The 18,069-nt window shown below is 68.1% G+C and carries 14 protein-coding genes; 9 read left to right on the forward strand and 5 right to left on the reverse strand.

Translation table 11 applies throughout. The features are described from left to right. The first annotated feature begins 19 nt into the window (after positions 1-19). The 4 genes from ROJ8625_RS02760 to ROJ8625_RS02775 are packed head-to-tail and all read left to right on the forward strand — an operon-like array spanning position 20 to position 6,718. The gene (locus ROJ8625_RS02760) at positions 20-1,027 is read left to right on the forward strand and encodes an AAA family ATPase (protein WP_085790304.1); all 1,008 of its coding nucleotides are present in this window, start codon (positions 20-22) and stop codon (positions 1,025-1,027) included. Next, positions 1,024-1,899 (forward strand): DUF58 domain-containing protein, encoded by an 876-nt coding sequence (locus tag ROJ8625_RS02765; protein ID WP_085790305.1) that lies wholly within the window; start codon positions 1,024-1,026, stop codon positions 1,897-1,899. Before ROJ8625_RS02760 ends, ROJ8625_RS02765 begins: the two co-directional genes overlap by 4 nt. After that, the gene (locus tag ROJ8625_RS02770) at positions 1,896-4,679 is read left to right on the forward strand and encodes a DUF4159 domain-containing protein (RefSeq protein ID WP_085790306.1); all 2,784 of its coding nucleotides are present in this window, start codon (positions 1,896-1,898) and stop codon (positions 4,677-4,679) included. Before ROJ8625_RS02765 ends, ROJ8625_RS02770 begins: the two co-directional genes overlap by 4 nt. Continuing rightward, positions 4,676-6,718 carry a glutamine amidotransferase gene (locus ROJ8625_RS02775; RefSeq protein WP_085790307.1) on the forward strand — a complete coding sequence of 681 codons (2,043 nt, stop codon included), beginning with the start codon at positions 4,676-4,678 and terminating at the stop codon, positions 6,716-6,718. Before ROJ8625_RS02770 ends, ROJ8625_RS02775 begins: the two co-directional genes overlap by 4 nt. A 70-nt stretch (positions 6,719-6,788) precedes the next feature. On the opposite strand, the gene ROJ8625_RS02780 is transcribed toward ROJ8625_RS02775, so the two are convergent. Beyond that, entirely contained in the window at positions 6,789-7,694 is a 906-nt protein-coding gene (locus ROJ8625_RS02780; RefSeq protein WP_085790308.1) for a LysR family transcriptional regulator, read from the reverse strand. 175 nt (positions 7,695-7,869) lie between these two features. On the opposite strand from ROJ8625_RS02780, the gene ROJ8625_RS02785 reads away from it, so the two are divergent. The 3 genes from ROJ8625_RS02785 to ROJ8625_RS02795 all read left to right on the forward strand — a co-directional run bounded on the left by ROJ8625_RS02785 (position 7,870) and on the right by ROJ8625_RS02795 (position 11,099). Then, entirely contained in the window at positions 7,870-8,301 is a 432-nt protein-coding gene (locus tag ROJ8625_RS02785; protein WP_085790309.1) for a DUF4399 domain-containing protein, read from the forward strand. A gap of 114 nt (positions 8,302-8,415) precedes the next feature. Further along, a complete protein-coding gene (locus ROJ8625_RS02790; protein ID WP_085790310.1) occupies positions 8,416-10,446 on the forward strand; it encodes an NADPH-dependent 2,4-dienoyl-CoA reductase in 2,031 nt (676 codons plus the stop codon). A gap of 92 nt (positions 10,447-10,538) precedes the next feature. Next, a complete protein-coding gene (locus ROJ8625_RS02795; protein WP_085790311.1) occupies positions 10,539-11,099 on the forward strand; it encodes a type 1 glutamine amidotransferase domain-containing protein in 561 nt (186 codons plus the stop codon). A gap of 345 nt (positions 11,100-11,444) precedes the next feature. On the opposite strand, the gene dnaJ is transcribed toward ROJ8625_RS02795, so the two are convergent. Together dnaJ and dnaK are read right to left on the reverse strand one after the other, a co-directional pair. Continuing rightward, the gene (dnaJ, locus tag ROJ8625_RS02800) at positions 11,445-12,602 is read right to left on the reverse strand and encodes a molecular chaperone DnaJ (RefSeq protein ID WP_085790312.1); all 1,158 of its coding nucleotides are present in this window, start codon (positions 12,600-12,602) and stop codon (positions 11,445-11,447) included. Between the two features lie 95 nt (positions 12,603-12,697). Continuing rightward, entirely contained in the window at positions 12,698-14,620 is a 1,923-nt protein-coding gene (gene dnaK, locus ROJ8625_RS02805; RefSeq protein WP_085790313.1) for a molecular chaperone DnaK, read from the reverse strand. Between the two features lie 236 nt (positions 14,621-14,856). On the opposite strand from dnaK, the gene ROJ8625_RS02810 reads away from it, so the two are divergent. Further along, on the forward strand, positions 14,857-15,462 hold the full coding sequence (locus ROJ8625_RS02810) for an alpha-ketoglutarate-dependent dioxygenase AlkB family protein (protein WP_085790314.1): 606 nt from the start codon (positions 14,857-14,859) through the stop codon (positions 15,460-15,462). Here the strand turns inward: ROJ8625_RS02810 and ROJ8625_RS02815 are convergent, their stop codons facing one another. Next, positions 15,463-16,125: a COG3650 family protein gene (locus ROJ8625_RS02815; RefSeq protein ID WP_085790315.1), complete on the reverse strand. Its 663-nt coding sequence runs from the start codon at positions 16,123-16,125 to the stop codon at positions 15,463-15,465. Between the two features lie 60 nt (positions 16,126-16,185). Next, positions 16,186-17,016 (reverse strand): ABC transporter permease, encoded by an 831-nt coding sequence (locus ROJ8625_RS02820; protein WP_085790316.1) that lies wholly within the window; start codon positions 17,014-17,016, stop codon positions 16,186-16,188. Positions 17,017-17,204: 188 nt separating this feature from the next. On the opposite strand from ROJ8625_RS02820, the gene cysQ reads away from it, so the two are divergent. After that, positions 17,205-18,026, forward strand: coding sequence for a 3'(2'),5'-bisphosphate nucleotidase CysQ (gene cysQ / locus ROJ8625_RS02825; protein WP_370738461.1), 822 nt, complete (start codon positions 17,205-17,207; stop codon positions 18,024-18,026). Positions 18,027-18,069: the final 43 nt, after the last annotated feature.

The following is an 18,069-nucleotide window of genomic DNA, read 5'->3' on the forward strand; positions in this document are numbered from 1 at the left end:
CGCGAAAGGACATTCCGCCATGGCCGAGACCGAGGATCTGGTCGCCGAGATCGAAGCGCTGGAGGCGAAGCTCGCCGAAGCCAAGGCGGCGATCACCCGCCGGTTCATCGGGCAGGAGCGTGTCGTCGACCTCACCCTCTCCGCGCTGCTTTGCGGCGGCCACGGCCTCCTGATCGGCCTGCCGGGCCTCGGCAAGACCCGCCTCGTGGAGACGCTGTCGACGGTGATGGGTCTCGACGGCAACCGCGTGCAGTTCACCCCGGACCTGATGCCGGCCGACATTCTAGGCTCCGAGGTTCTGGAAACCGGCGCCGACGGCGCGCGCGCCTTCAAGTTCATCGAGGGGCCGATCTTCTGCCAGCTGTTGATGGCGGACGAGATCAACCGCGCCAGCCCGCGTACGCAGTCGGCACTGCTTCAGGCGATGCAGGAAAAGGCGGTGACGGTCGCCGGGGAAACCCGCAAGCTCGAGCTGCCGTTCCACGTCCTCGCGACGCAGAACCCGATCGAGCAGGAGGGCACGTATCCCCTGCCCGAAGCGCAGCTCGACCGCTTTCTCGTACAGATCGACGTGGCCTATCCCGACCGCACGACCGAGCGCGACATCCTTCTCGCGACCACCGGCACCGAAGAGGCCGAGGCGCACCAGGTATTCGACGGGGCCTCGCTCATGGCCGCGCAGCATCTCCTGCGCCGCATGCCGGTCGGCGAGTCGGTGGTCGAGATGATCCTCGACCTTGTGCGGACCTTCCGTCCCACCGACCCATCGGCGCCCGAGCGCGTGCGCGATCTCGTTGCATGGGGCCCCGGCCCGCGCGCGGCGCAGGCGCTCATGCTCACGGTGCGCGCCCGCGCGCTTCTGCAGGGCCGGCTCGCGCCGTCCCCGGAGGACGTGATCGATATGGCGCGCCCGGTGCTCGTCCACCGCATGGCGCTCACATTCTCGGCCCGCGCACGGGGCGAGGATCTGGGCAGCCTCATCGACAGTGTCAGCGAGGGCCTGATCCGCGCCGAGGCGGCTGCGTGAACGAACCGCTGACCCTGCGCCAGCACGCCGAGGAAGAAGCCAGCGACCTTCCCGCGCTCCTCGCCCGCGCCGAGAACCTCGCGGGGACCGTGCTCCTCGGCGAGCACGGGCGGCGGCGCGCGGGTCTCGGCGACGATTTCTGGCAGTATCGGCCGATGGCCGCGGGCGACAGCTACCGCGCGATCGACTGGCGCCGCTCGGCGCGCGGCGACGCGCAATACGTGCGCGACCGCGAATGGCAGATCGCGCAATCGGTCCTGATGTGGGTCGATCGCGCGGCGTCGATGCGCTTCAATTCGACCGACAAACTGCCCACCAAGGCCGACCGTGCGCGGCTCGTCGCTCTGGCGACGACGATCCTGCTGATCCGGGGGGGCGAGCGTGTGGGCCTCACCGGCTGGGCCCTGCCGCCGCGCGGCGGACGCCCGCAGATCCTGCGGCTCGCCCACGCCTTCGCCAGCGACGAGGCCGAGGATTACGCGGCGCCCGAAGCGCGCGGCATGCTGCCCCATGCGCGCGCGATGTTCATATCGGACTTCCTCGGTGACATCGCGCCGATCGAGGCCGCGCTGACCAAGGCGGCTGATCGTGGCGTGCGCGGGGTGCTGCTGCAGGTGCTCGACCCGTCCGAAGAGGCGTTCCCCTTCGAGGGGCGCACGATCTTCCAGTCCGTCGGCGGCGGCGTCGCGCACGAAACCCTGAAAGCGGGTGATCTGCGGTCGCGCTATCTCGACCGTCTGGCCGAGCGCAAGGAGCGCCTCACCGCACTGGCCCGGCTGACCGGGTGGCACTACGAATGCCACCACACCGACGGCCCCGCGCAGTCCGCCCTTCTGTGGGTCTGGCGCGCCATGGACGGAGCCCACGGATGACCCTTTTCGGCGCGATCGGTTTCACCACTCCCTGGCTCCTGCTCGGGCTTCTTGCCCTGCCGGTGCTGTGGATTCTGCTGCGCGCGGTGCCGCCCGCGCCGGTCCGCCGGCTGTTTCCCGGCGTTGTGCTGCTCCTTGGGCTCAAGGACGAAGAACAGGTCAGCGACCGCACGCCCTGGTGGTTGCTGCTGCTGCGGATGCTCGCCGTCGCGGCGGTGATCATCGGCCTCGCCGGGCCGATCCTGAACCCCGAAACCGATGCCGAAACGGCGGGCGACCGGCCGCTTCTGATCGTGACCGACGCAAGCTGGGCGAGCGCCGCGGACTGGCGTGCCCGCGAAGAATCGCTCGATGCGATGCTCTCACAAGCCGCGCGAGACGATCGGCCGGTGGCGCTGATGCGCCTGACTGCGCCCGAAACGGTCAGCTTCCAATCCGCCGGCGCGTTGCGCCAGCGGCTGTCCGGAATCCGCCCCGAGCCGTGGGAGCCCGACGCGGCCCGCATGGGTCGCGCGGCCGAGCTTCTTCCGCAGGCGCCGTTCGACACTTATTGGTTCTCCGACGGAATTGCGCGCGACGGACGCGAGGCGCTGCTCGACGCGCTCGAAGGTTCGGGCCGCGTCACCGTCTACGAAAGCCCGCAGAGTTTGTATGCCCTGGCGCCGGCGCGCTTCGACGGCGGCGATGTCGCGCTCACGCTCAAGCGGCTCCGCCCCGGGCCGGAGCGCGAGGTCACCGTCAACGCCGAGGGGCGCGATCCAGCCGGTAACCCGGCCACGCTCGCGACGTTGCCGATGACCTTTGCCGATGGCGCTGTGATCGCCGAGGGCGCGCTGTCGCTGCCGGCCGAACTGCGCGCGCGGGTCGACCGCTTCGAGGTCGCGACGAGCTCCAGCGCCGGTGCGCTGACCCTGTCCGACGACAGCCTGCGCCGGCGCGAGGTCGCGCTCATCGCCGGCACGGAGAACCGCGAGGGGCTCGAGCTGCTCTCGCCCCTGCATTACCTCGAACGCGCGCTCGCCCCGACGGCCGAGCTCATCGATGGGGCGCTGACGGATGTCCTGCCCGCCAATCCCGACGTGATCGTGCTGGCCGACGTCGCCACGCTCGGCGGCGATGCCGGGACGGTGCGCGAGTGGGTCGAGGGCGGCGGGCTGCTCGTTCGCTTCGCCGGCCCGCGCCTTGCGGCGTCGGATGTCAGCCGCGGCGACGAGGATCCGTTGATGCCGGTGCGCCTGCGGGCGGGCGGGCGCAGCGTCGGCGGCGCGATGAGCTGGGGCGAGCCGAAGACGCTCGCGCCCTTCGACGCCGAAAGCCCCTTCTTCGGGCTGGAGATCCCCGAGGAGGTCACGGTGAGCGCGCAGGTGATGGCGCAGCCGGACCCCTCGCTCGCGTCCCGCGTGGTGGCGCAGCTGTCGGACGGCACGCCGCTCGTCACGCGCAAGCGGGTGGGCGACGGGCAAGTCGTGCTGTTCCACGTCACAGCGAATGCCGAGTGGTCGACTCTGCCTCTGTCGGGCCTGTTCGTGTCGATGCTGGAGCGTCTGGCGGTCTCCTCGATGCCCGCGCAGCCCGAAGTCGACGAACTCGAGGGCACGACGTGGCAGCCCGAGCTCGTGCTCGACGCGTTCGGAGAGCTGCGCGATGCCGGCACCCTGCCCGGCGTCGCGGGCGAGGCGCTGGCCAGCGACCCTCTGGGACCGGATCTCCGCCCGGGGCTCTACAGCGGAGAGGATCGCAGCCTCGCGCGCAACGTGGTGACCGCGGACACCGAGCTGCGCCCGACGGTCTGGCCCGACCGGATCACGGTCGAGGGGCTCGCCGGGCCGGAGGAGCAACCGCTGGCGGGCTGGCTTCTCGCCCTCGCGATCCTGATGCTCTTTGCCGATATCCTCGCCTCCCTCGCGCTCAGCGGCCGGCTGCGCGGCGCCCGCGCGGCCCCCGTGGCGGCGGCGCTCGCGGTGGCGGCGCTGATGGCTCCCACCGGCGCCGACGCGCAGGACGTGACCGAAGCCGATGACGGCGACGCCTTTGCCATCGCGGCGACGGCCGAGGTCACGCTCGCCCACGTCCTGACCGGCGATGACGACATCGACGAGGTCGCCGCGGCGGGTCTGCAGGGCCTGTCCGACACGCTCTTCTTCCGCACGTCGGTCGAACCCGGGCCGCCGATCGGCGTGGATCTGGAAACCGACGAGCTGGCATTCTTCCCGCTGCTATACTGGCCGGTGACCCCCGATCAGCCGACACCGTCGACCGAAGCCTATGCCAAGCTGAACGAATACCTCCGCTCGGGCGGGATGATCCTGTTCGACACGCGCGATGCCGACATCGCGGGCTTCGGCGCGTCCTCGCCCAACGGGCGCAAGTTGCAGGAGCTCGCGCAGCCGCTCGACATTCCGCCGCTGGAGCCGGTGCCGCAGGATCACGTTCTCACGCGGACCTTCTACCTTCTGCAGGATTTTCCCGGCCGCTACGTCGGCCGTGATGTGTGGGTCGAGGCCGCGCCGCCCGATGCCGAACTGGTCGAGGGGATGCCCTTCCGCAATCTCAACGACAACGTCACGCCCGTGGTCATCGGCGGCAACGACTGGGCCGGCGCGTGGGCGGTGGCCGAGAGCGGGCAGCCGCTGTTGCCGCTCGGGCGCGGGTTCTCGGGGGAGCGCCAGCGCGAGATCGCCTACCGCTTCGGCGTGAACCTCGTGATGCACGTGCTCACGGGCAACTACAAATCGGACCAGGTGCACGTGCCGGCCCTTCTGGACAGGCTCGGACAATGACCGGAACGCTCGTCTACGATCCTCTCCTGCCATGGGTCGCGATCGCCGCGCTCGCCGGGCTCGCGACGCTCGGGATCGGCCTCGCACTCTGGCGCGGTCTGGCGGGATGGGCGCTGCGCGCGCTTGCCGCGCTGGTTCTGGTCGCCGCGCTGACGCAGCCGTCGTGGCAGGTCGAGGACCGCGCCCCGCTCGACGACATCGTGCTGATGGTGGTCGATACCAGCGCCTCGCAACAGCTGGCCGAACGCGCCGGCGTGACCGAGGACGCCGCCACGACGCTCGAGGCCGAGCTCGCCAACCGCCCGAACACGCAGGTGCGCCGGGTCGAGGTGGGCGACGGTGACGAGGATGCCGGCACGCTCCTGATGACGGCGCTGTCGGAGGCGCTCGCCGAAGAGCCGCCGGCGCAGGTCGCGGGCATCCTGCTTCTGTCCGACGGGCGGCTGCACGATCTGGAGCGGGCGCCGGACCTGCCCGCGCCGATGCACCTGCTGATGACCGGGCAGGAGGACGATTGGGACCGCCGCCTCGTCGTCGAGAACGCGCCGGCCTTCGCCATCCTCGACGAGCCCGTGACCCTGACCGTGCGCGTCGAGGACGAGGGCGCGGCGCCGGAGGCGACCACCACGGATCTGGACATATCGGTCGACGGCGCGGCGCCGCAGACCTTCAACATTCCCATCGGCGAGAGTTTCGAGCTGCCGATCACCCTGCCCCATGGCGGGCTCAATGTGATCCAGTTCACCGTTCCCGAGGCCGAGGGCGAGATCACCGATCGCAACAACACAGCGCTCGTGCAGATCAACGGCGTACGCGACCGGCTGCGCGTTCTGTTGGTCTCGGGCGAGCCGCATGCCGGCGGCCGCACGTGGCGCAACCTCCTGAAGTCCGACAGCTCGGTCGACCTCGTCCATTTCACCATTCTGCGCCCGCCCGAGAAACAGGACGGCGTGCCGGTGAACGAACTGTCGCTCATCGCCTTTCCGACGCGCGAGCTTTTCCTCGAGAAGATCGAGGATTTCGACCTCATCATCTTCGACCGCTACAAGCGCCGCGGCATCCTGCCGTCGATCTACCTCGACAACGTTCGGCAATACGTGGAGGACGGCGGCGCGGTGCTGGTCGCGGCGGGGCCGGACTTTGCCACCGCCGACAGCCTGTGGAACTCGCCGCTGAACGAGGTTCTGCCGGCCGAACCCTCGCGCCGTATCCTCGACGAGGATTACCGACCCGAGATCACCGACCTGGGCCAACGCCACCCCGTGACCGCCGGCCTCGGCGATGCCGACAGCTGGGGCAGCTGGCTGCGCCAGATCGACGTCATGCCGACCGACGATTCCGAGGTGGTGATGTCCGGGATCGACGACCGCCCGCTGCTCGTGCTCGACCGCGTGGGCGAGGGGCGCGTCTCCCTCATGGCATCCGATCAGGCATGGCTCTGGTCGCGCGGCTACGAAGGCGGCGGGCCCCAGCTCGAGCTTCTGCGCCGGCTCGCGCACTGGATGATGAAAGAGCCGGAGCTGGAGGAGGAAACCCTTCTCGCCCAGCCCACCGGGCAGACCATGCGCATCATCCGCCGGACGCTCGGCGACAGCGTCGGCCCGGTCACCGTCACCCGCCCCGATGGCGAGACCGAGGAGGTCACGCTGGAGCAGGTCGCGCCCGGCCGCTTCGAGGCGCTCTACGAAGGACCGCAAATCGGGCTCTACCGCCTCGCCGAGGGCGACCAGGAGGCCGTGGTCGGCCTCGGCCCTGCCGCCCCGCGCGAGTTCGAGCAGACGATCGCGACCGGCGACCTGCTCGACCCGCTGATCGACCAGACCGAGGGCGGCGTCGCGCGGCTGGCTGAGGGCCTGCCGGATATCCGCGAGGTCAGCCCCGGCCGCCCGGCTGCCGGGCGCGGCTGGATCGGTATCACCCCGCGCGACGCGTACGAGACGATGGACATCACGCAGGTGCCGGCCCTGCCCGCCTGGCTCGTGCTGCTGCTCGCGTCCGGGCTCATCCTCGGCGCGTGGCTCCGCGAAGGCCGCCGCTGAACGGAGCCACGAAAAAAGCGCCCCGGTCGTCGGACCGGGGCGTCAGGCATGCCCGAGGCGGGCGAGGGAATTACCAGTCGACGGGACCCTTGTCGCCGAAGACGTGCACGAGGAAATCGATGAAGGCCCGCACCTTGGGCTGCGTGAAGCGGCCCGGCGGGTAGACGGCGTAGATGCCTTGCGTCTCGACCGGCAGATCGGGGATCGCATCCTCGACCAGTCCCTTCTCCATCGCGTCGGCATAGAGGAACGACGGCAGGTAGGCGATGCCGAGCCCGGCGATGCAGGCATTGAGCAGAGACTGGCCGTCATTGACCGACAGCCACCCGGCCGTGCGGATCTGGCGCTTTTCGCCCGACGGCGCGGTGACCTTCCAGACATTGCCGGAGGCCTGGTTGGAGTAGTGCAGCAGCTTGTGCTCGTTCAGGTCGTCGATCCGGTTGGGCCGGCCGAACCGCTCGAAATACGACGGCGCGGCAATCATCCGCTTCGTCGTCTCCGTGAGCTTGCGCGCCCGCAGCGTCGAATCCTCGAGCTCGCCGATCCGCACGGCCATGTCGAAGCCCTCGGAAATCAGCTCCACGTAGCGGTTGTTCAGGACCATGTTCACGGTGATGTCCGGAAACTCGGCGAGGAAGTCGCCAAGTACCGGCGACAGGTGGTTCACGCCGAAATCCGTGGCCACCGAAATCCGCAACAGCCCCGACGGGGCCGACTGCATCGACGTCACCAGCGCATCGGCCTCGCCCGCATCGTTCAGGACGCGTCGCGCCCGATCGTAGTAGGCCAGCCCGATCTCCGTCGGGCTGACCCGCCGGGTGGTGCGATTGAGAAGGCGCGCGCCGAGCCGCGCCTCGAGGGAGGAGACATGCTTCGAGACGGCGGATTTCGATATCCCCATCTTCTTGGCGGCGTCGGTGAACCCGCCCTGATCCACCACGGTGGCGAACGCCTCCATTTCGGTGAGCCGGTCCATGCGCGTCTCCTTCGTAAATCCCTTCGTCCGGTCTTCGGATATGACGGCGAAACAAGGCAGAAACACGGCTGGGCGCCGACAATAGGGGGGTGATAGTCAGCAATGTTTGAGGCGCCGAAACAGCGGATCGCATGTTACCCTAGGGTCAGCAACAATCCACTGGGAGGGGAATTCAATGTTCGCACGTACAATCACAGCTTTTACGCTTGCGCTGGCCGGTCCGCTCGCCGCGCAGCAGACGGCGGCGCCCGAGGGGGCCGAGGTCTACTTCGTCGAACCGGCAGACGGCGCGACCGTGTCCTCGCCGGTCCGCGTGGTGTTCGGCCTGTCGGGGATGGGCGTCGCGCCGGCCGGCACCGAGGCCGACGGCACCGGACATCATCACCTGCTGATCGACCGCCCGCCCTTCGGCGAAGGCGCCGAGGGTGAGACGAGCGAACCGCTCCCGGCCGATGACAACCACGTGCATTTCGGCGGTGGGCAGACCGAAACCTCCGTCGAACTCGAACCCGGTGACCACACGCTGCAACTCGTCCTCGGCGACTGGAGCCACATTCCGCACGATCCGCCGGTGACGTCCGAGGTCATCACCATAACCGTGGAGTAACGGGACCCGTGGCGTGAGGGCGGTACTTGACGTGACCGGCCCTGACGTCACGTTGACATCGACACCCCGCGGGCTTCGTGGAACCTTGCGCCGCAAGGCAAGGGAGGCCCGCACATGACCGTTCTCTACCCGCATCTGCTGTCGCCGCTGGACCTCGGGTTCACCACGCTGAAGAACCGCGTGCTCATGGGCTCGATGCACACCAACCTCGAGGAAACCGGCGACTGGAACCGGGTGGCGGAATTCTACGCCGCACGCGCCCGCGGCGGCGCAGCGCTGATGGTCACCGGCGGCATGGCCCCGAACCGCGAAGGCGGCGTCTTTCCCGGCGCGGCGGGCCTCTTCACCGACGAGGACATCGCGCACCACCGCATGGTGACGGACCGCGTGCACGAGGCCGACGGCAAGATCGCGATGCAGATCCTGCACGCCGGGCGCTACGCCTACGGTCCCGAATGCGTCGCCCCGTCGCCGGTCAAGTCGCCGATCTCGCCCTTCCCGCCGAACGAACTCGACGAAGACGGGATCGAGAAGCAGATCGCCGACATGGTGACCGCCGCCCGCCGCGCGCAGGAGGCCGGTTATGACGGGGTCGAGGTGATGGGATCCGAGGGATACTTCATCAACCAGTTCCTCGTGACGCACACCAACAAGCGCACCGATCGCTGGGGCGGCTCCTACGAGAACCGGATGCGGCTGCCGGTCGAGATCGTGCGCCGCGTACGCGAGGCCGTGGGCCCGGACTTCATCCTGATCTTCCGCATCTCGATGATCGATCTCGTGCCCGAAGGCTCCACCCACGACGAGGTGGTGCAACTCGCCCGCGCGGTCGAGGCCGCCGGCGCGACGATCCTCAACACCGGGATCGGCTGGCACGAAGCCCGCGTGCCAACGATCGTCACCTCGGTGCCACGCGCGGCCTTTGCCTGGGTCACCAAGAAGCTCATGGGCAAGGTCGGCATTCCGATCATCACGTCAAACCGGATCAACACGCCCGACGTGGCCGAGCAGGTGCTCGCCGACGGCTGCGGCGACATGGTGTCGATGGCGCGCCCGTGGCTCGCCGATGCGGACTTCGTGACAAAGGCGGCCGAGGGCCGCGCCGCCGAGATCGCGCCGTGCATCGCATGCAACCAGGCGTGCCTCGACCACACGTTCCAGGGCAAGATCTCGTCCTGCCTCGTCAACCCGCGCGCCTGCTACGAGACCGAGCTGTTGATCGAGCCGACGGACACACCGAAACGCGTGGCGGTCGTCGGGGCCGGCCCGGCCGGCCTGTCCGCGGCGCTCACCGCGGCCGAGCGCGGGCACGCCGTCACGCTCTTCGACAAGGCCGACGAGATCGGCGGGCAGCTCAACATGGCCAAGCAGATCCCCGGCAAGGAGGAGTTCTGGGGCCTCGTGGACTGGTTCCACACGATGATCGAGCGCCACGGCGTCGAGACGCGACTGGGCGCGGAGGCAAACGCCGAAACGCTCGAGGGCTACGACGCGGTAGTCGTCGCCACCGGCGTTCTTCCCCGCGATCCGGAGATCGACGGTCAGGATGCGCCGAACGTCGTCAGCTACGTCGACGTGCTCACCGGGCGCGCGACCGCGGGCAAGCGCGTCGCCGTCGTCGGCGCCGGCGGGATCGGCTTCGACGTGTCGGAGTTCCTCGTCATGGACGGTCAGAGCCCGACCACCTCGCTGCCCGACTGGATGCGCGAATGGGGCGTGACCGATCCCGACGCGGCGCGCTCCGGCTTGTCGCCCGACGGCCCGCAGCCGCACGCGCCCGCGCGGCAGGTCACGATGCTGCAGCGCAAGGCCGAGAAACCCGGCAAGCGGCTGGGCAAGACCACCGGCTGGATCCATCGCGCCGGACTGCAGATGAAGGCCGTGCAGATGAAGACGGGCGTGAACTACGAGCGCATCGACGCCGAGGGCCTGCACATCTCGTACGGCGAGGCGCGCGAGAGGCCCGAGGTCGTGGAATGCGACACAGTCGTGCTGTGCGCAGGCCAGGTCAGCGAGCGCGGGCTCGCCGACGCGCTCGAGGCGAAGGGTGTTGCCGTCCACGTCATCGGCGGCGCGGACGTTGCGGCAGAACTCGACGCGAAGCGCGCAATCGATCAGGGCACGCGGCTCGCCGCGACGCTCTGACCAAGGGAACGGGGTCACCGTCCACGGCGTTTTCCGGATGACCGCGGCCGATGCAAGCCGCGCCCCGAAACCAGACGTCACAGGAGGCAAGCATGCCCCAGATCAACGAAGCGAAGATCCTCATCATCGCAACCCACGGGTTCGAGCAATCCGAGCTCGAGGTCCCGCGCGACCAACTCAAGGACCGTGGCGCGAGCGTGCATGTCGCCTCGCTCGACGGCGAGACGATCAAGGGCTGGGATGGCGACGATTGGGGCCGGACGGTTCCGGTCGATATGTCCATCTCGGACGTGAACCCGGGTGACTACGATGCGCTCGTCCTGCCGGGCGGCCAGATCAACCCCGACATCCTGCGCGTGAACGACAAGGTCATGACCGCGGTCAGCGCCTTCTTCGACCAGGGCAAGACCATCGCCGCGATCTGCCACGCGCCGTGGATCCTCGTCGAGGCGGGCATCCTGAAGGACCGCCAGGCAACGTCGTATAAGTCCATCGCCACGGACGTGAAGAACGCCGGCGCGCACTGGGTCGACCAGACCGTCGTCGCCGACAACGGTATCGTGACCAGCCGGAACCCGGGCGATCTCGACGCGTTTGTTAACAAGATCGTCGAAGAGATTGAGGAAGGCACGCACGAGCGCAAGGCCGCCTGATCTCCGAGGCATCCCTCATGTGTTCCCTTGTGGCCCGGATGCAGTTCCCCGCATCCGGGCCATTTCTTTGCGGGCCGGTCGCGCGCCGGAGCGAGCTGGCACCGGATACTGGGCGCTCCGTTTGCCTTTCGCTGATGTCGCTCCGAGGTTCGGACCAAGCACGCGACGGATTGCGCCTCGGCCCGCGGGGCGGGCTCGATGCGTGGCCGGTGTCCGCCCTACGGTTCAAGCGGGGGACCGGTGAAACGAAAAGAGCCCCAGCAATGCCGAGGCTCTTTTCCTGTGGCTCAGGGCTTCACCCATTTGCGTCGGACACGCTCCCCCGGAGCGTGTCCGAACCGGCGCTTACCCTTTCATCGCGTCCCAGAAGCTCTTCACGCTCTTGAAGAAGCTCTTGGACTCGGGGTTGTTGTCCTCGCTCAGGGAGTCGAACTCCTTGAGCAATTCCTTCTGCCGCGCGGTCAGGTTGACCGGCGTTTCCACCGCAAGCTCGATGAACATGTCGCCGTGCCCGCCCCCGCGCAGGGCCGGCATCCCCTTGCCGCGCAGACGCATCTGGCGACCGGATTGCGACCCCGCGGGAATCGACACGCGCGACCGCCCGCCGGCAATCGTCGGCACCTCTATGTCGCCGCCGAGCGCGGCCGTCGCCATCGACACCGGCACGCGGCATTGCAGGTTCACGCCGTCGCGGTCGAAGATCTCGTGCCGCGTGACCTCCACGAAAATGTAGAGATCGCCCGGCGGTCCGCCGCGCACTCCGGCCTCGCCCTCTCCGGCGAGACGGATCCGGGTGCCGGTCTCGACGCCCGGCGGCACGTTCACGCTCAGCGCACGTTCCTTCTGCACGCGGCCGTTGCCGCCGCAGGTGTTGCACGGGTTCTTGATGATCTGGCCCAGCCCCGAACAGGTCGGGCAGGTCCGCTCGACCGTAAAGAAGCCCTGCGTCGCCCGCACCTTGCCCATGCCCGAGCAGGTCGGGCAGGTGGTCGGCTCGGCACCGCCCTCGGCGCCCGATCCCGTGCACGCGTCGCACTGGACCGAGGTCGGAACGGTGATCGTCTTGGTCAGGCCGTTATAGGCCTCTTCCAGTGTCACACGCAGATTGTAGCGCAGGTCGGAGCCGCGCGCGGCACGGCTGCGGCCGCCACGTCCGCCGCCCATGAAATCGCCGAACAGGTCGTCGAACACGTCGGAGAAGGCCGAGGCGAAGTCGCCCTGACCGCCGCCGAAGCCACCGGCACCCGGACGCGGGCCGCCGCCGCCGCCCATGCCGCCGTCGAACGCCGCATGACCGAACCGGTCATAGGCCGCTTTCTTCTCGGGATCCTTGAGGACGTCGTAGGCCTCGTTCGCCTCCTTGAACTGCGTCTCCGCCTCGGGATTGTCGGCGTTGCGGTCCGGATGCAGTTCCTTGGCCTTGCGACGGTAGGCCTTCTTGATGTCGTCCGCCGAGGCGCCCTTCTGGAGGCCGAGCACGTCGTAATAGTCACGCTTGGACATTCATGCCCTCCTTCTGGGGCAAGCGGGCACGCGGAACGGACGAGGGCCGGTCCGGCGTCCGGACCGGCCCTGTCTGGGTTCCGCGGGCAAAAGGCTCAGGCCCGCTTGCTGTCGTCGAGATCCTCGAAGTCGGCATCGACGATGTCGTCGTCACCCGAGCCGCTCTGCGCTTCGTCCGACGCTTCCGGCGCGTCCTCGGAAGAGCCCTCGGCGGACTGGGACTTGTAGATCGCCTCGCCGAGCTTCATCGCAGCCTCGGTGACGTTCTGAATCCCGGCGCGGATCTTCTCCGCGTCGTCGTTTTCCAGTTCGTCCTTCAGCGCGGCAATGGCCAGCTCGATCGCTTCGATCGTGGACGGATCGACCTTGTCGCCGTGCTCTTCCATCGACTTCTCGGTCGAGTGGATGAGGCTTTCGGCCTGGTTCCGGGCATCGACGAGATCACGGCGTTTCTTGTCGGCCTCCGCGTTCTCCTCGGCATCCTTCACCATCTTGTCGATATCCTCGTCGGACAGACCGCCCGAGGCCTGAATGGTGATCTTCTGCTCCTTGTTCGTGCCCTTGTCCTTCGCCGCGACGTGCACGATGCCGTTCGCGTCGATGTCGAAGGTCACCTCGATCTGGGGCATGCCGCGCGGTGCCGGCGGAATGTCCTCGAGGTTGAACTGCCCGAGCATCTTGTTGTCGGACGCCATCTCGCGCTCACCCTGGAAGACGCGGATCGTCACGGCGTTCTGGTTGTCCTCCGCCGTGGAGAAGATCTGCGACTTCTTCGTCGGGATCGTCGTGTTGCGGTCGATCAGGCGGGTGAACACGCCACCCAGCGTCTCGATGCCGAGCGACAGCGGGGTCACGTCGAGAAGGACCACGTCCTTGACGTCACCTTGCAGAACGCCGGCCTGGATCGCCGCACCCATGGCAACGACCTCGTCGGGGTTCACGCCCTTGTGCGGCTCCTTGCCGAAGAACTTGGTGACCTCTTCCATCACCTTCGGCATCCGGGTCTGACCACCGACCAGCACGACCTCGTCGATGTCGTCCGTCGACAGGCCGGCATCCTTCAGCGCCGCCTGGCACGGCTTGATCGATGCCTTGATCAGGTCGTTCACAAGGCTCTCGAGCTTCGCACGGGTCAGCTTCATCACCATGTGCAGCGGCTGACCGTTGGAGCCCATCGAGATGAACGGCTGGTTGATCTCGGTCTGGCTCGCCGAGGACAGCTCGATCTTCGCCTTTTCAGCTGCTTCCTTCAGGCGCTGGAGCGCCATCTTGTCCTGCGTGAGATCGACCTGGTTCTCTTTCTTGAACTCGTCGGCGAGGTAATTGACGATCCGCATGTCGAAGTCTTCACCGCCGAGGAACGTGTCGCCGTTCGTCGACTTCACCTCGAACAGGCCGTCATCGATCTCGAGGATGGTCACGTCGAACGTGCCGCCGCCGAGGTCGTAGACCGCGATCGTCTTGCTGTCCTTCTTGTCAAGCCCGTAGGCCAGCGCGGCGGCCGTCGGCTCGTTGATGATGCGAAGCACCTCGAGACCGGCGATCTTGCCGGCGTCCTTCGTGGCCTGACGCTGCTGGTCGTTGAAGTAGGCCGGGACGGTGATGACCGCCTGCGTGACCTCTTCGCCGAGATAGCTCTCGGCGGTTTCCTTCATCTTCTGCAGGATGAAGGCGGAAATCTGGGACGGGGAGTACTTCTCGCCCTTCGCTTCGACCCAAGCGTCGCCGTTGCCGCCGTCGATGATCTCGTACGGCATGTTCTTCTTGTCTTTCGCCAGATCCGGATCGTCCTGACGACGACCGACCAGGCGCTTGACGCCGAAGATCGTGTTGGTCGGGTTGGTCACCGCCTGGCGCTTGGCCGGCTGGCCGACGAGCCGCTCGTCATCGGTGAAAGCGACGATCGACGGCGTGGTGCGTGCGCCCTCGGCGTTCTCGATCACCTTCGACTGGCTGCCATCCATGATGGCGACGCAGCTGTTGGTGGTGCCGAGGTCGATGCCGATAACTTTGCCCATATCGTTTCGTTCCCTTTTTGACTTCAAGGCGAATCCCCGAGGCGCAGACCCGTTCCGGCGTCCGGCCCCGGTGTGTGAGGCGGGTGCCATACGGCTCGCTCCCGCGTTCGAGCGGTATATAAGGAGCGACATTTTGGCCTGCAAGCAGCCCCCGGCCGGCGGTTCCCGGAAATTGCCGGGAAATTCCGGCCGCTCCCGGTTTGCATCCGGCGCTCGCGACGGCAAAGACTGCGCCCATGACCGACACGCTGGAGATCCGCGGTTTCCGCATCCACCCCGGCCATCTCGACCGCGCGGCGCAGATCCGCGTCGTCGAGGCACTGCGTGGCGTGCTGCGCATCGCACCGCTGTTTCAGCCGGTGACGCCGCGCGGGCGGCCGATGTCGGTGCGGATGAGCGCGGCGGGTCGCTTCGGCTGGATCACCGACCGGCGCGGCTATCGCTACGCGGAAACGCACCCCGACGGCCAGCCGTGGCCGCCGATCCCGAACGAGATCATGGCGATCTGGACCGCCGTGGTGCCCGAGGCGCGCGCGCCCGAGTGCTGTCTCGTCAACTGGTACGGAGAGGGCGCCCGGATGGGTCTGCATCAGGATCGCGACGAGGCCGATTTCGACCAGCCGGTCGTGTCGGTGTCGCTGGGCGACGATGGCCTGTTCCGCATGGGCAACACGGAGCGTGGCGGCAAGACGGAATCGGTCTGGCTGGGCTCCGGCGACGTCGTGGTCATGGGCGGAGAGGCGCGGTTGCGCCATCACGGCGTCGACCGCATCCGGTTCGGCTCATCGACCCTTCTGCCGCAGGGCGGGCGGATCAACCTCACCCTGCGCGTGGTGACCTGATCAATCCGGCGTCTCGAGAGAGCAGCAGCCCGACAGCATCCGCGACCCGCTGCCGCCGAGGATAAGCGCCGCGTCGAGCCCGTAGAGCCTGTCGGACATGCCGTCGGAACATCCCGTCACGGTGATCGCCAGCGCCAGCTGCCGCCCGGCCGCGCCGCCGGTCACGCCGTAGCGGCCCGTCCGCCCCTCGCCCGTCTGCACCGGGCCGGTCAGGAACAGCGCCTCGCTCTCGGGCTCGGAAAAGTTCGACAGTCCGCCGGCGTCCACGTCGAGCGTCCAGAACGGCTCGGTCCCGAAACAGCTCAGCCGCGCGACGTCGGGCAGCGCGCCGCCCTCCTCGGGCGAAAGGAAGTCGAGAGAGGCCCAGCCCGCGCGTTCGTTGGTGTTGACCCGCGCCCAGCCTGTCGCCGCATCGATCGCCGTGACCTCGACCCCGATCGCGTCGGCCGCCAGTTCGCCGATCTTCTCGGCCTCGGGGTCGGGCTCCGCCCTAACGTTCAGGACATCGCCCGGCACGACGCCGGTGACCGCGTGCAGAGCGGGCAGAGTCGGAGCATCGGATGGCATGACGGCGGCGCCCTCCTGCGCGGAAGCGGGCCCGGCGGCGAAGGCGGTGGCGACCGACGCAAGCGCGGCGGCGAGGACCAGGGTAAATCGTGTCATGCGCAGAGCTTACGCATGGTCAGGCGCGCTCGGCAACGGTCGCGTGGCCCGACCGGCGGGCTATCGCCGCGCGCCCCACGACGCCGAGGCGTGGCGACGGGTGTAGAATTCGCCCATCAGCCCGATCATCAGCGCGACCAGCGCGAACCAGAGCGCGTACTCCCAGCTCGAATTGCGCGGGAAGTAGTTGACGAAGGTATAGCCCCGGCACTGGTCGATCGCGTGGAACAGCGGGTTCCAATCGAAGAGCTGCAGCATCGTCGGCGGCAGCGCATTGGCGACGAACATCTTGCCGGACGCGATCATGTTGGCCCGCTGGTAGACCGTGCTGAGCAGACCGACGAAGGTCGGCGCCCACGGTTTTGCGGCGAGGAAAACCATACCGATCGCCGCGCCTGAGAACCACGCCAGAAGCAGCATGCCGAGCGCCGAGATCGGGTCGACGATCTCGGCCAGGACGCCTGGATTGAGCAGCGCGTCGTAGACGAACAGGATGACCACGAGGCTCAGGATTTGCACGTAAAGCGTCGACAGCATCGCCGACAGGATCGACACCGCCGTCGTCATCGGTGCGTGTTGCATCATCGGCGAGGTCGGCCCTTCGGCCGACGATACCGCGCCCACGCTCTTGGTATGGGTCAGGAACAGAAACACCCCGGTCATGATGTAGAGCAGGAAGTCGCCCCGCATGGAGACGCCCTTCAGCCCGAGGATCATGAACATGAAGTAGAAGATGGTGACGAAGATCACCGCCTGCATGATGTTCAGGCCGATGGCGAGCACGGCGTTGCCGTGCGACTTGCGCACCGATCGGACCGAGGCGTGATAGACCGTCTCGGCCAGCATGTAGGCCGATCCGACCTGGTTGCGCGGCTTGCGTGCCTCGAACATCGTCGCTCGTCCCGCCTCTCTGTGGCCGATGGCGGCCGTCGCCGCCGCCTGTCGCCCGCGCCGGGTCGCGCCCGGCTTCTGCCCTGCCCCGCCGTCCTCGTGCCGGCGCGCCGGTCGCGCGCATGGTTGCCGCGGCGCGGCAGGCCCAGCATAAGGGGGCGGATATTCGCGATCAATGAACCCGCGCAATGTGCCATGGAAAGGGCGAGACCTTGAATTATTCCGATCTGACCCCCGTTCTGCGGCGCCTGGCGCTCGAGGCCGGCGACGCGATCATGGAGATCTACGACGCCTACGATTTCGAGGTGAAGACAAAGTCGGACGACAGCCCCGTAACCGCCGCCGACGAAGCCGCCGACGCGCTGATCTCCGCCGGATTGCGCGCGGCCTTTCCTGACGTTGCGCTGGTGACCGAAGAACAGGCCGACAGCCACGACCAGGATGTCGAGACCTTCCTGATCGTCGATCCGCTCGACGGCACGAAGGAATTCGTCAATCGCCGTGGCGATTTCACCGTGAACATCGCGCTGGTCGAGGATGGCGTGCCGTCGCGCGGCGTCGTCTATGCGCCGGCCAAGGGGCGTCTGTTCTACACCGACAGCGTCGGCAGCACGGTCGAGGAAACCGGCCCCTTCGACAAGGACGAGGCCGGCGAAACGAAGCCGCTGCGCGTGTCCGATCCGGACAACGGCGCGCTGATGGTCGTGGCGTCGAAATCGCACCGGGACGAGGCCACGGACTCCTACATCGGCAAGTACTCGGTGAAGGACATGACGTCGGCGGGCTCGTCGCTCAAGTTCTGCCTCGTCGCCACGGGCGAGGCCGATCTCTATCCGCGTCTCGGCCGCACGATGGAATGGGACACCGCTGCGGGCCACGCCGTGCTGATGGGCGCGGGCGGCCGCGTCGTGCGCTTCGACGATCACACGCCGCTCTCCTACGGCAAGCCGGGCTTCGCCAATCCCTACTTCATCGCCTACGCCCCCGGCGTGAAGCTTCAGAAGGGCTGAGCGCAGCCGGGTGACGGGCGCGCGACGCGATACCCTGCCGAAC

Origin of the sequence: Roseivivax jejudonensis, from assembly GCF_900172265.1 — a bacterium.
Classification (GTDB): domain Bacteria; phylum Pseudomonadota; class Alphaproteobacteria; order Rhodobacterales; family Rhodobacteraceae; genus Roseivivax; species Roseivivax jejudonensis.

Excerpts from the sequence above, each read along its gene's own strand:
- ROJ8625_RS02760 (WP_085790304.1), top strand. The coding sequence starts at position 20 with ATGGCCGAGACCGAGGATCTGGTCGCCGAGATCGAAGCGCTGGAGGCG.
- ROJ8625_RS02770 (WP_085790306.1), top strand. The coding sequence starts at position 1,896 with ATGACCCTTTTCGGCGCGATCGGTTTCACCACTCCCTGGCTCCTGCTC.
- ROJ8625_RS02775 (WP_085790307.1), top strand. The coding sequence starts at position 4,676 with ATGACCGGAACGCTCGTCTACGATCCTCTCCTGCCATGGGTCGCGATC.
- ROJ8625_RS02780 (WP_085790308.1), bottom strand. The coding sequence starts at position 7,694 with ATGGACCGGCTCACCGAAATGGAGGCGTTCGCCACCGTGGTGGATCAG.
- ROJ8625_RS02785 (WP_085790309.1), top strand. The coding sequence starts at position 7,870 with ATGTTCGCACGTACAATCACAGCTTTTACGCTTGCGCTGGCCGGTCCG.
- ROJ8625_RS02790 (WP_085790310.1), top strand. The coding sequence starts at position 8,416 with ATGACCGTTCTCTACCCGCATCTGCTGTCGCCGCTGGACCTCGGGTTC.
- ROJ8625_RS02795 (WP_085790311.1), top strand. The coding sequence starts at position 10,539 with ATGCCCCAGATCAACGAAGCGAAGATCCTCATCATCGCAACCCACGGG.
- dnaJ (WP_085790312.1), bottom strand. The coding sequence starts at position 12,602 with ATGTCCAAGCGTGACTATTACGACGTGCTCGGCCTCCAGAAGGGCGCC.
- dnaK (WP_085790313.1), bottom strand. The coding sequence starts at position 14,620 with ATGGGCAAAGTTATCGGCATCGACCTCGGCACCACCAACAGCTGCGTC.
- ROJ8625_RS02810 (WP_085790314.1), top strand. The coding sequence starts at position 14,857 with ATGACCGACACGCTGGAGATCCGCGGTTTCCGCATCCACCCCGGCCAT.
- ROJ8625_RS02815 (WP_085790315.1), bottom strand. The coding sequence starts at position 16,125 with ATGACACGATTTACCCTGGTCCTCGCCGCCGCGCTTGCGTCGGTCGCC.
- ROJ8625_RS02820 (WP_085790316.1), bottom strand. The coding sequence starts at position 17,016 with ATGTTCGAGGCACGCAAGCCGCGCAACCAGGTCGGATCGGCCTACATG.
- cysQ (WP_370738461.1), top strand. The coding sequence starts at position 17,205 with ATGTGCCATGGAAAGGGCGAGACCTTGAATTATTCCGATCTGACCCCC.